General features: G+C 32.7%; 13 protein-coding genes. 2 read left to right on the top strand and 11 right to left on the bottom strand.

Annotation, left to right across the window (positions count from 1 at the left end; translation table 11 throughout):
• Window positions 1-9: 9 nt before the first annotated feature.
• Complete coding sequence (gene cotH / locus JFT95_RS08210) at window positions 10-1,086, bottom strand: spore coat protein CotH (protein ID WP_000937998.1); 1,077 nt, start codon at window positions 1,084-1,086, stop codon at window positions 10-12.
• A gap of 181 nt (window positions 1,087-1,267) precedes the next feature.
• Here cotH and exsB point away from each other — a divergent pair, with 181 nt between their 5' ends.
• Complete coding sequence (gene exsB, locus JFT95_RS08205) at window positions 1,268-1,864, top strand: exosporium protein ExsB (protein WP_002193076.1); 597 nt, start codon at window positions 1,268-1,270, stop codon at window positions 1,862-1,864.
• A gap of 46 nt (window positions 1,865-1,910) precedes the next feature.
• Here the strand turns inward: exsB and JFT95_RS08200 are convergent, their stop codons facing one another.
• The 6 genes from JFT95_RS08200 to JFT95_RS08175 form a co-directional block, all read right to left on the bottom strand.
• Window positions 1,911-2,522: a phosphoserine phosphatase 1 gene (locus tag JFT95_RS08200; protein ID WP_002012438.1), complete on the bottom strand. Its 612-nt coding sequence runs from the start codon at window positions 2,520-2,522 to the stop codon at window positions 1,911-1,913.
• A 10-nt stretch (window positions 2,523-2,532) separates the two neighbouring features.
• Entirely contained in the window at window positions 2,533-3,078 is a 546-nt protein-coding gene (locus JFT95_RS08195) for a short-chain dehydrogenase (RefSeq protein ID WP_002012437.1), read from the bottom strand.
• A 12-nt stretch (window positions 3,079-3,090) separates the two neighbouring features.
• Window positions 3,091-3,507: a FosBx1 family fosfomycin resistance bacillithiol transferase gene (gene fosB / locus JFT95_RS08190; RefSeq protein WP_002165933.1), complete on the bottom strand. Its 417-nt coding sequence runs from the start codon at window positions 3,505-3,507 to the stop codon at window positions 3,091-3,093.
• A gap of 58 nt (window positions 3,508-3,565) precedes the next feature.
• Window positions 3,566-5,227, bottom strand: a complete 1,662-nt coding sequence (locus tag JFT95_RS08185) for a peptide ABC transporter substrate-binding protein (RefSeq protein ID WP_012260774.1) — start codon at window positions 5,225-5,227, stop codon at window positions 3,566-3,568.
• A 76-nt stretch (window positions 5,228-5,303) separates the two neighbouring features.
• Entirely contained in the window at window positions 5,304-6,314 is a 1,011-nt protein-coding gene (locus JFT95_RS08180; protein ID WP_201051942.1) for a DUF2628 domain-containing protein, read from the bottom strand.
• Between the two features lie 147 nt (window positions 6,315-6,461).
• On the bottom strand, window positions 6,462-6,920 hold the full coding sequence (locus JFT95_RS08175) for a methylated-DNA--[protein]-cysteine S-methyltransferase (RefSeq protein ID WP_002135839.1): 459 nt from the start codon (window positions 6,918-6,920) through the stop codon (window positions 6,462-6,464).
• Window positions 6,921-7,053: 133 nt separating this feature from the next.
• On the opposite strand from JFT95_RS08175, the gene namA reads away from it, so the two are divergent.
• Window positions 7,054-8,091 (top strand): NADPH dehydrogenase NamA, encoded by a 1,038-nt coding sequence (gene namA / locus JFT95_RS08170; RefSeq protein ID WP_201051940.1) that lies wholly within the window; start codon window positions 7,054-7,056, stop codon window positions 8,089-8,091.
• A gap of 850 nt (window positions 8,092-8,941) precedes the next feature.
• Here the strand turns inward: namA and JFT95_RS08165 are convergent.
• From JFT95_RS08165 to JFT95_RS08150, 4 genes are all read right to left on the bottom strand, one after another.
• Window positions 8,942-9,964 (bottom strand): sensor histidine kinase, encoded by a 1,023-nt coding sequence (locus JFT95_RS08165; protein WP_061675457.1) that lies wholly within the window; start codon window positions 9,962-9,964, stop codon window positions 8,942-8,944.
• Complete coding sequence (locus JFT95_RS08160; RefSeq protein ID WP_201051939.1) at window positions 9,961-10,632, bottom strand: response regulator transcription factor; 672 nt, start codon at window positions 10,630-10,632, stop codon at window positions 9,961-9,963. The genes JFT95_RS08165 and JFT95_RS08160 overlap by 4 nt, the downstream gene beginning before the upstream one ends.
• Window positions 10,633-10,713: 81 nt before the next feature.
• Window positions 10,714-12,702 (bottom strand): ABC transporter permease, encoded by a 1,989-nt coding sequence (locus JFT95_RS08155; RefSeq protein ID WP_201051938.1) that lies wholly within the window; start codon window positions 12,700-12,702, stop codon window positions 10,714-10,716.
• Window positions 12,692-13,459, bottom strand: coding sequence for an ABC transporter ATP-binding protein (locus JFT95_RS08150; RefSeq protein WP_061675454.1), 768 nt, complete (start codon window positions 13,457-13,459; stop codon window positions 12,692-12,694). The genes JFT95_RS08155 and JFT95_RS08150 overlap by 11 nt, the downstream gene beginning before the upstream one ends.
• Between the last annotated feature and the right edge of the window lie 33 nt (window positions 13,460-13,492).

Here is a 13,492-nt window from a genome sequence, read left to right as displayed (position 1 = left end):
CTTTCAAAATTAATCCAATTCATGTAAGTGGTCTTGTATATACTTCCTTCTTTTATTTATATATTCATCAATCATATCAGCTTCTTGATCAAATGTTTCTAATTTTTCTTTCATATATGGATCTTGTAGTAAATATGGACGAATCGATTCACACAAACCTTCTACTTTCGGCATCATAAACGAAACGGTAAATTGTTCTTCTAATATTTCTTCCAAAATACTTCGGTATTGTTTTCTAAATACAGGTATATCTAACAATCTTGCACTTAACGTATTATAACCTTGAATACGAATATATTCATGATTAAGTGGTCTCCCTTGTACATCTCGCCCCCAAGTCGCATCATAATCCCACGGTATCACTTCAAATAAATTTGTCTCATCGTTATGATATAGTGCATAGTTATGAACGAAACCATCAAAGTTTTGCGTAAAAATAACTCCAGCTAACCATCGTAAATATTTATCTACATGTAGAAACTTCCCGATTTCTTTTTCATAATCTTCCCTCGACAAAGTATTCGCTTGAAATACAAATTCACTCAGTTGTTCTTCACTATTTTTATTCGAATATTTAAATTCATAACCCGCAAAGAGCTCTGTCTTAACATCTTTATCTCGCTCACTCATTAACGAAAAATTCGCATCATCATCTATCGCATAATAAATAGAACCACTCGGTAACCCTCTATTTTTCAAAAAGTTTTCATCAACTGATTCTAACTGTAAATACACACCTTGAATTTGACCATTAATTTTTATAAATACATGTTGTGATTTTGGCGAAAGTACACCAATATCATGAAAAAAATCTAAAGATAATTTATTTCGTATGAGAGACGGATCCATAAACTCAGAATTCAAATGAAACTCTTTCGCGCCTTGAAATTTTTTCGGTTTATAAAACATAACATGATAAGACTTTTTCTCAAATTCGCGAATATGAGCCCCTCGGTATACGATATCAATGTCATACTTCTTTTTTCCATAAGTTAATTTTGCTGGCACTGGACTATCTGACCAAATGTCCTTTTTCAATTCCACTAAGTACATTGGATGAACAAAAAAATCATATGAAGGCAGCATGTTTTCTCATCCCTTCTCAGTTCTCTTCATTCAATGTATGCGCCTTGTCTTGTCCATACATCCGCTATCATCTATTTATATAAAATTACACTCTTGTCCTGTTCAGAAAGAAGTCGAATCTCATATCATGTTAAGGAAAAAGAATACCTTTTCAATTTAACACTCGATAAGGAGGATTTCTATGAAACGTGATATTAGAAAAGCTGTTGAAGAAATCAAAAGTGCTGGTATGGAGGATTTCTTACACCAAGATCCAAGTACTTTTGAGTGCGATGATGATAAATTCTCTCATCATAAATGTACAACTGGGTGTAAATGTACAACTGGGCGTAAATGTACAACTGGGCGTAAATGTCCAAGAACAAGATGTACTCGCGTAAAACATTGTACTTTCGTTACAAAATGTACTCATGTTAAAAAATGGACGTTTGTTACGAAATGCACTCGTGTACGTGTTCAAAAATGGACTTTCGTTACAAAAGTGACGCGTAGAAAAGAATGCGTTTTAGTTACAAAACGTACTCGCAGAAAGCATTGTACGTTCGTTACAAAATGCATACGCTTTGAAAAGAAATTTTTCTGGACAAAACGAAGTTTCTGTAAAAAATGCGAATTCTTCCCTCACGGACACGGTAGCTCTTGCGATGATGATTGTGATCATGGTAAAGACTGTCACGATGACGGGCACAAATGGAATGATTGCAGAGACGGACATAAGTTCCCATCTTGCAAAAACAAGAAATTCGATCACTTCTGGTATAAAAAACGTAATTGCTAGTTTTTTATGTCCACCAAAAAAGGTCGCTTTGCGACCTTTTTTACGTTTACTGAAAATGACTTATATCTGCAAATTGTTTTACTTTACCACGGTTTTCATCAAATTCAATCACACTAAGGCTCGCGCTATGCATAAATGGCTCTTCCCATACATGTTCAATTTCAAAACCTGCAAAATGCCCTACGAGTAATTTCGCTGCTGCAGCATGAGTAACTATTAAAATATTTTCTCCTTTATGCTTTTCTAAAAGAAAGTGTATCCCTTCAATTACTCTTTTATGAACGGCCGCAAAGTTTTCCCCTGATGTTGACTGAAAAAGATGTGGTTCATTCCAAAATAAATGTACTTCTTCTGGATATTGCATTTCCAAGTCAGCAATTGTTTGCCCTTCCCATATCCCCATGTTTATTTCATAGAAACGTTCATCTTCTATAATTGGCAGATCGCGTTCCCCTTTAATCAATTCAGCAGTATGAAGCGTTCTTTCGCTTGGACTACTATATATGGCATGGAGTGGTAAATCCTTCATACGCTCCCCTAATTGTTTCGCTTGTATCATACCATTCTCTGTTAATGCTGAATTTTTCCGTCCTTGCATCCGCCCTGCTACATTCCATTCTGTCTCACCGTGCCTTGTTACATATACCGTTGTCTTCATTTCAGCCCCCTTACCATTTTGGCCGCGATTCCCACGGCTCTACTCTCCCTACAATCCATTCTGTGCATTTACTTTCAATTCCTTTTATAACTCCGTCAGCAATCTCTTCATGAGTAAGCCATCTTGCATATGTATCTTCTAAAATAAACCCTAATATAATTCTATAATAACTACATAATGTCCCACCTATTTTTTGTGACTTCGTACGCGATGCACTACTACCTAATATATGAAATAAACTATACTTTTCCGATGACAATTCAACTTCATTACAAATGAGTCGTAATGCATGCTTTGCACTAGAGTGTATCCAGGCAACAACTAATGTTATTGGACCATTTTGTTCAATTGTATTTGTAATAGATTGCTTTACATCATCGTCATTTTGATAATCTAAAGGAAGGCACGTAATATTTCCCGGTACAGAACTCACTTGCTTAACATTTTCCAATTTCGTACTATCTCGTCCAATAATAGAAACATGAAACCCTTGATCACAAAGCCACATAGAAACTTTCTTTAGCATTCCTGTTCCACCAATTACAAGCGCATGCAACTTCTTCCCCCCTTAGTAAAATGTCATATGAGGTTTCTCATCTCTATAATAATTTAGACGGTCTTGTAACGTCCCTGAATGAAACTCAAATTTATGACCATCAGGATCAACAAAATATATAGACTCACAATCTCTCACATCACGCTCTCTTCCTTGTAAAATATGAACATTATTTTCTTCTAACCGATGTAACAGGCGTTCAAAATCTTTTTGTTCAACAGAAAATGCGAGGTGCGTATAAGATTGATGAATCTCCTTTCTCGGAATATGTGTTTCTTCATTAAGCGCTATCCATACTCCACATATATTAAAATATGCAAGTTTTCTCCCCTTGACTAATAATTCTCCTTCCAATACTTTCTCGTAAAATGTAATAGAGTTTTCTAAATTGGACACTGAAAAACAAAGATGATTGATTCCCTTTAACAACTCTAATTCCTCCTATACAAATAAAAGATGAGCGAAAATTCACTCATCTTTTATTATACTATTTCTTTGTAATATATGCCCATTTATAACTGAAGTCTCCACCAAACGTATGGTTAGCGATACCTTTTACATATGTCTTCTCTAAATAAGCCGTACTTTGCTGATACGTAGGAGAGATTGCAGCATCTTGACCAATTAAGATTTTTTCAGCTTCTGCAAGTGCTTTCCAGCGTGCTGCGTCATCTTTTAGTAGTTCTCCTTTTGATTTTGCTACTAAATCATCGTACTTCGGATTTGAATAATCCATTTCATTAAATGAGCTTCCAGTAACGAACATATCAATATATGTCATTGGGTCTGGATAATCTGGACTCCATGCAGATAATGAGAATTCATATTCAAATTTCTTTTCTAAATCTAACTTCTGCTTATATGGTTGTTGCTTCAGATTCACTTTAATACCAGGTAAGTTTTTCTCTAATTCTTCTTTAATAAAGTCGCCCACTTTTTTACGACTACCGTTATCATCATTTAGTAATTCTACTGTAATTGTATCTTGACCAAGTTCTTTCTTCGCTTCTTCCCACAGTTTTTTTGCTTTCGCAGCATTATCTTTACTGTCACGGAAATTTTTATTTACAGTACGGAAGTCTTTTCCATCTGGTCCTGTCGTAAACTTTTCAGGTACTAAGAAATACGCCGGCAATGATCCATCATTCAAAATTACATCCGCAATTCCTTTTTTATCGTACGCTAAATCAATCGCCTCACGAACCTTTTGATTTTTAAACGTTGCATTTTTTTGATTAAAACGTAGGAAATACATACGTGGGTCTAGCTTCGTTTTAAATTCATCTGGTTTATTCTTTTTATATTTGTCTACAAACTCAGAACTTAAAATGACACGATCTGCTTGATCACTATCATATAAATTTACCCCAGTACTTGTCTCTTTTACTATACCCACATTAATTTCTTGTAATTTTACAGCATCTTTATCCCAATAATTTGGGTTTTTCTTTAACTGGTAACTTTGTTCATGTTTCCATTCACTCATTGTAAATGGTCCATTGTACAATAATTTATCTGCTTCTAATCCGTATTTATCCCCTTGTCCTTTTACATACTTTTCATTTAATGGGAAGAATGTAGGGAACGAAGTAAGCTCAAGGAAATAAGGTGCTGGTTGCTCTAATTCTACTACCAACGTTTTATCATCCTTCGCTTTAACACCTAATTGATCCGACGGTACTTCTCCTTTATTTACTTTCTGTGCATTTTTCACATCAAATAAAATAAATGCATATTCTGCTGCTATTGCTTTATCTAATGTACGTTGCCATGCATATACAAAATCTTGTGCTCGAACTGGATCACCATTTGACCATTTTGCATCACGTAATTCAAATGTATATGTCTTTTTATCTTCACTAATCTTCACGTCTTTGGCCATACCTGGAGTTGGTTTATTATCTTTATCTAGACGATATAATCCTTCCATTGCATTTACAAATACACGGAAAGATACAGAATCTGTTGATTTAGATGTATCCATTGAAGGAATTTCAGCTGTTTCTAGTAAGTTTAATACTTGCTTATCCGCTACTCCCTTACCTGCTTCTTTCTTCGTTGTAGATGCCTTCTCCCCATTTCCGCAACCTGCAACCAATACACTAGCCGATAATGCAACTGCAGCAATCGTTGTTACCTTTCTCTTCATTCTTCCTTCCCCCAATCTATATGTATAAGTTAAAACTTGTATAATATATTTTATTATACAAAAAATTCTGATTATTTTAAATGTTTATTTTCATAAAAAGAAAAAAGCGGTCAGAAATTGCTTTCCCTCCGCTTTGTTGAATAGCATTTACTTGTAAGCCATCCTCTATATCAAATGGATTTTGAACTTTAAATATTTCCTCCATTATCTTCAAAAACTCTTCTTCATTTTTAGATTCACCGTTAATCGTAAGTGAATATGGTTCCACTTCTCCCAATTTATAATCAACAATAAATTGAATTGTCACCTTTTTCCTTGGCATCTCAGGACTCTCCCCCTGAAATTCTACTAATTCTAATCCTTCCGTTCCCCGATAGTATATCCATCCTGAATTTTGAAAATAATTTTCGAACGATTCACCAATTGAAAAGACTGGATATTCATAAAGCGAGCTTGTACGAACTTTTTGTATAATATCTCGATCAGTCGGAAAAAAGAAATGACTGAAAAAAATACTAGCAACTGCTAAAATAGTAACGATTGTTGCTCCCATTTTACTCGTTCCACCACTATCACGGATGAGATAATTTTCAACCGATTCATCTTTAATTCCCCGTGCTTTTATTCGATATATACGCCTTTCTGCAAATTGATAATATAATCCATTTGCAAAAATCCCCATCCCAAATAGAATGAAAATGAGTAATAAAAACGTAAGAGGCACCATATTAATGATTGGCAACGCTACGTTGAACCCCATATAATAAGAAAATGCATCACATGCTACTAATAACAGTATAAATAAAGCAGCAGGTACGTAATACTTGCGATATCCAAGCCAACCTACATTAAAAATAGCAGCCAGACCATTCCAGCTCCACCTAGCAATTCGCTTATTCTCAAGCTCCCATTTTCTTTTGTAATATGGATATTGTCTCCCTACATATACTTCTAATTCTTTGTCTATTAGCGAGCTTTCTTCACCTTGTTCATTATGCAAGTTTCGTTGACAATTTGCACAATTCAGCTGATCATTAATACAAGGTCGCCCACAATTTATACATTTCAAAACAATCCCTCTTTCCATCCATACTTCATTGTGAACTACCCACCACTTAGTATCTCTTACGAGCTTATCCCGAAGTGGGGGCTTCTCGGTTCATCGTTACTTTTGATAGCTAACGAATTTGTCTTAGGACAGCCGAGCTAACTCCCTCGTTCCAAAGGTTGTTTTTTACGATTTATTTAAAATACCTTCATGTTTCAATAACCACTCTTTCCTCCATAAACCACCCGCATACCCAACAAGTTTTCCACTCTTTCCTATTACACGATGGCATGGAACGATAATTGAAATTGGATTCCGGCTATTTGCCCCTCCTATCGCTCGTACAGCTTTCGTATTCCCAACCTTCTCCGCAATATCTAAATATGAAGCACTTACGCCATACGGAACAGTGTAAAGTGCATCCCATACATTCTTTTGGAATGGTGTTCCTTCAGCAGACAATGGAACTGTAAACTCTTTTCTTTTTCCTTCAAAGTATTCATCTAATTCATTTATACATTGTTCAACAAGTTCATTTTTATGTTCTTCTTTTCTTTCTTCAACAAATATAACAGACGTAATTCCTTCTTCGTTCGCTGTAATTTCTAACAAACCTAATTCACTATCATAATAAGCCTGGTACATATGTCATCCTCCAATTCATTACATATTATTTATTGTAACACGAATAGACGAAATTTTTCGTATAAGCGTTTTATTAGGGAAACAAAAAAGAGGATGATACAATGTAAGAAAATTCAATCAAGGGGGATATTTGATGGAGTTTCAACTCTTTTCACCTTATACAATTAAGGACGTTACGCTAAAAAACCGTATCATTATGTCACCTATGTGCATGTATTCATCAGAAAATGAGGATGGCCAAGTAACTAATTTTCATCTCGTCCATTATGGAACCAGGGCTGCTGGCCAAGTAGGTTTAGTTATGATTGAAGCAACAGCTGTGTTACCTGAAGGACGAATTTCTAACAAAGACTTAGGCATTTGGGATGATAATCTAATTGAAGGCTTACATAAAACGACAACATTTATACATAATAACGGTGCAAAAGCAGCCATTCAACTCGCTCACGCCGGAAGAAAGGCTGAATTAGAAACAGATGCTTTCGCTCCCTCAGCAATTCCGTTTAACGATAGAATGAAAATACCAGTAGAAATGAATAAACAGCAAATTAAAGAAACTGTTTCTGCTTTTCAAAAAGCAGCTTTACGCTCTAAACGAGCGGGGGTTGACGTTATTGAATTACATGGTGCTCACGGTTATCTTATTAATGAATTTCTTTCTCCGCTTTCCAATAAGCGGATTGATGAATACGGGGGCTCACCTGAAAATCGCTATCGTTTCTTACGCGAAATCATCGATGCTGTAAATGAAGTTTGGAACGGACCGTTATTTGTTCGTATTTCAGCAAATGATTATCATCCCGACGGGTTAACGGTTCAAGATTATGTGCAGTATACAGGATGGATGAAAGAACAAGGGGTAGATTTAATCGATTGTAGTTCTGGTGCTGTTGTACCCGCACATATTGATGTGTATCCTGGTTACCAAGTACAATATGCTAAACATATTAAGGAGCATGTTGACATCGCGACTGGTGCGGTAGGATTAATTACAACCGGATCACAAGCAGAGCAAATTTTAAATAATAACGAAGCAGATTTAATTTTTATCGGACGCGAGTTACTTCGTAATCCATACTTCCCAAGAATAGCTGCCAATGAACTTGGCTTTGAATTACAAGAACCATATCAGTACCGACGAGCACCTGGAAACATTAAAACTAATAAATAAAACCGAGAAGAATATGTAATACTGAATCTAAAATAATTAAAGATATATAAGATATACTACACGACAACACATGTTGTTTAACAATGTAGTTTTAAGGTGTATCAACACTTTGCTTGATACACCTATTTTTTATGTTTTTTACCACCCTTTTATCACTATATTCAAAATCTTTATTACCACTTTTATTACTACATTCATTAAGTCAACAAATATGTTATATCCTTTCTTTTAAAACTGCCCTCTTTACTTTAAGTACAATACTTCACAATTTTTTCACCTAAATAAATTCAATCTCTTAAAAGTGTTATCCATGTAAAAAGATGCCACCTTATTAAAGAAAAGCGCTTTATAGTGGAATAATAAAATAGAGAAATAGAAACAACTTAGGTTATTTCCCTTCAAGTAACGCAACCGTTGTAGCTTAGAAATAAAGTTTGATTAAATTAGACCTTAAAAAATTGAAATTAATACATAATAAAACAACACTTGAAATTATTCATACTTGCTTTAATTGTAATATACGTTCGGACACAATTTAGACACAAAATATCCGATTCCTTGTACGCTAAGGGATCGGGATATTTATTTTACTGTTTTATATAGTTTACAATTTCTCGCTTACGAGGTCTGTGTAGCAACCGAACCAAATCTTACGTTAAGTATTAGTGGACATCAAAAATAGTAATGACTAATCCAGATTAACATCCATCCGATTCACAATTAAATATACCAATATGTTAAACGGCTAAATAATACAAACGGTATGAAGAGAATTTCTACTCTTTTCATACCGTTCTAAATTTGTTTATAAGTTTCATACGAAATTCGTGGAAAGATGGCAGCATCTCTTTTATAAATAAGGCTCAAAAGTTACCATACCTGATAAAGGAAATATTAATGTAACTCTAGTTCCTTTATTCACTTCAGATTCAATGCCAATTTTCAATCCTAATTTTGAACACAGTTTTTCGCATAGATACAAGCCCATTCCTGTACTTTTGCTAAATCTCCTTCCATTCTCTCCAGTAAATCCTTTTTCAAAAACTCTATTTATATCTTTAGTTATTATCCCTACTCCATTATCCTCTATAGTTAGTATTACTGAGTTAGCTTTCTTAATTGAGTATATACGTATCATTTGTTCTTTGTTATTTGAGTACTTTATAGAATTTCCTATTATTTGATTAATAATAAATTCAATCCATTTTCCATCACTATATACGATTTCATCAATATCCTGTATGTCTAATTTTATTCTCTTATGAATAAAATCCCTATAGTTTCTTTTAATTACATTCCTTACTACATTATCAAGGTTGATTGGCTTTATAATATAGTCTTTATTAACGTTATTGCTTCGAGAATAATACAGAACCTGTTCTACAAACCCCTCGATTCGATCCATTTGAGAGTCAATTTTATTAGTTACTTCATTTTGATTATTTTCAATTATTAGCTTTGTAGAAGCTATCGGTGTCTTAATTTCATGCACCCATGTCTCTATATATTCTCTGTAATCTATTTGCATATCTCTATAATATTTTACATTTTCATGCATATCTCTACTTATTTCTTTCAGTATAGCGTTAAGCTTTTCCCCATGTATAAAGTTTGCTTCCTTTACTACCTCTGGAAGTAGGTATTTTTTCTCCAAGTTTTCTAATATACCATTAATCTCATTATAATAATTTTTACATTTTATAAATTCTATAGCCATATATGAAATCAATGGAAAAAACCAAATACAAAAGACAAAGAATATTATAATGAACTGAACATTCGCAGTCAGCAATATACCTGCTAGTATAATAAATACCAGTACATTAGATAGTATTACTACCATTTTATCTTTAAAAAATTCACCTATATTCATGGCATTATATACCCTAACCTTCTTCTTGTTGCAATTGGATTTTCTATACCTATCTCTTCAAGCTTTTTTCTTAATCTATTTATATTAACAGTTAAAGTGCTATCATCCACAAAATAATCAGATTTCCATAAGGTTTCCATGAGTGAATCTCTTTTTACAATATTACCGCGATTATTTATTAAGCATGAGAGTATCTTAACTTCATTTTTAGTTAACTCTACAGACTTGTCTTGATAAGTAACTGTTGCATTTGAAAGATTTAAATTAAAATCTCTATAAATTAAGATATTATTCGTCTTTAAATCTCCAGATGTTCTTCTTAAAATGTTTGTTACTCTTGCTAATAGTATTTCTGTATTATAAGGCTTTGTTATAAAATCATCTGCTCCTAAATTCATACTTATTAGTTCATCTACATCACTATCTCTGCTTGTAACCATGATGATTGGAACATCTGAAGTTTTACGTATTTCTCTGCATATATAATAGCCATCGAACACAGGAAGATTTATGTCTAGTAATATAAGGTCTGCATTCTCACTTTCTATATATTCGATAATATGATTAAAATCTGTGGGAGCCTTTACTTCATATCCATACTTTATAAAAAAATTTTGTAATTCTTCTCTGATGGTTTCATCATCTTCAATAAGAATGATTTTTTTCATGACTTTTCCCTCCCTATACAGAATATAAGGCTATTACATCTTGAGAAACAAGGTGTAATAGCCCTAATAAGCATTATAAAATCAAGTATTACTTTTTACAATATTTTTATACCCGACATATGTCGTGTATAAATATACTACATAAACTACAAGAAATACTAAGCCAGTCATCAATGCTGGTAAAGTAATATCTATTTCTTGAAACGCGTTAATAAAATCATTGACTACATAAATTCCAACTACAGAATGAATTAGGGCAAGAATAACTGGAAGACTAAAGTATACGAAAGTTTGAATAAAAATTGTTTTGTCGATCATTGTTCCGTTTGAACCAATTCTCTTCAAAGATTTATATCGATCTATGCTATCACTGGCTTCTGATAATTGTTGAAGAGCTAATACAGCCATACTCGTTATTAAAAATACAATACCTATATATATCCCAATAAACAGTATGATAGTTTTCAATCCCTTACTTTCTGCACAAACTTCATCCTTTGATTTGCCTGCTATACGATTAATATTTAATTTCGGTCCATTTTCGTCATAAAAGCCCCGTGCAACGTTATCATATTTTTTATTATATTCTTCTCTATTTCCACCTAAATAATTCACATTAAGTACGGATGCAATAATTTTGTAGTCTGATAAAAACTCATCATTTATAACGATTGTGAAGAAATCAAATTGTTCATCAGAAGTGTAAAGATTCTCTTGCATAATTTTAGCGTTTTTCACCAGATATTCTTTTTCTTTAATATTCACCTTATTGCTATTTTTTAATCTTTCATTTATCGAATTAAACAACCGCTTATTATTTGATAAAAGTAAAACTTCATTGTTATTTAAAGTGATTGCCCTTTCAGCTTTAAGATTTAAAATTTTATTATAATCAGATACTTTAATGAAATTCATACCGCTTTTCTTATAATCTTTACGTACTTCTGGTACTAAGTCCCCCACAGACATCTCTGTTGGATATACATTATAAGATACATATTTTTCGTTTTTACTTATTTTAAAATTAACTTTATTTAATACGTCTTCTATAGTGTAACTTTCATCCTTATTCTCCAATTTAATACTGGCATCAAATGGTGTTGTTTCTTTCATTCTTGCGTCCATAATTCTGTTAAAGCTTATTCCTGTAGATAAAGCCACCATTGTAAGGCATAACATTAAACAGATTAATGACATGGATATAAAATTTGTATTAACCTTACTATTTATTTGTTTGATGATAAATATATTTAACCCTTTAAAATAGACTTTTTTATTCTTCTTTACAACATATAATATAAATCCAGATAAACTAAAGAAAAACAGAAATGTACCTAATATGCCAAGAATGATTGATACCATGAGCATAGGATTTTTAAAATTCAATCCGATTTTTAGTACAGTCACATATGCATATCCAAGTGACGCTACACACATAATAAATGTGATTACATAGATAAGAGGATTTCTAAATTTTACATCTTCGTTTTTTCTACCTGCTGTTAACATATCAATTATTTTGTATTTAGAAACAACATATACATTAAATAACATAACAAGCAAAAACATGATTCCAAAGTATAATACGCTTTTACCTATAGCACCTGTTGAAATTGTAAATTTATATTTATTGATGGGCAATTCAAATAACTTTAATGCAAATGTAGATAATCCCTGAGATACTCCAATACCTATTATAAGCCCACTCACTAAAGATATAACACCAACTAGAATTGTCTCTGTTACTAATATTCTAGATATGTTTCTTCTTCCCATACCTAAAGTCATATATATTCCTAATTCTTTTTTACGTTTTTTGATTAAGAAATTATTTGCATACAATATTAAACCACCTAATATTACCGATACAAATACTGACACATTTGAGATAACACTCATTATTGCAGACACATACTTTCGATTTGAAGCGTTAATTTCCATAAGTGCCTTTTGTGATTCTATTGAGTTAAAGCTATAAAATATACAAACAGCCAGTGTTAGTGTTAAGAAATATATTGCATAATCTTTAAGACTTTTCTTTACATTCCCAATAGCAATCTTAGAGTACATTATTATCGTCACCTCCAAGAAGGGTTATAACTTCGATAATTTTAGTAAAGAATTCTTTTCTGGAATCATTCCCTCTTACCAACTCGATAAATATTTTTCCATCTTTAATAAAAAGAATTCTACGAGCATAGCTTGCTGTAAATGCATCATGAGTAACCATAAGTATTGTAGCTTTTAAATCCTTATTTAGACTTTCAAATCTTTCGAGTAATAATCTAGCTGATTTAGAATCTAACGATCCTGTTGGTTCATCTGCAAGTACTAAAGATGGATCTGTTACGATAGCTCTTGCCGAAGCAACCCTTTGTTTTTGTCCGCCTGACATTTGATAAGGGTATTTGCTTAATACTTGTTCAATGTCTAAATATTTTGCAACTGCTTGTATTTTCCCATCAATTTTTGAACTTTTCTCACCTTTTATTGTTAACGCTAGAGCAATATTTTCATAAGCAGTAAGGGTATCTAATAAATTAAAGTCTTGAAATATAAACCCTAATTCATTTTGTCTAAACTTATCTAGTGACTTTGATTTTAACCGAGTAATGTCACTATTATTTATTATTATTTTTCCCGTAGTAACATTATCAATAGTTGATATACAGTTAAGTAATGTAGTTTTGCCACTTCCTGAAGGCCCCATTATCCCAACAAATTCTCCCTCATCTACCTTAAAACTAATATTATCTATAGCCTTTGTTACATTATCTTTATTACCATAATATTTTTCGATTTTTTCTACACTTAATATATTTCGCATTAATACTTCTCCTTTTTCATTATAAAAATTCTT

The organism is Bacillus sp. TH17 (assembly GCF_016651125.1).
GTDB lineage: Bacteria > Bacillota > Bacilli > Bacillales > Bacillaceae_G > Bacillus_A > Bacillus_A mycoides.
The sequence above is the reverse complement of the archived record's forward strand: the minus strand, read 5'-3'. Positions and strand labels throughout refer to the sequence as shown.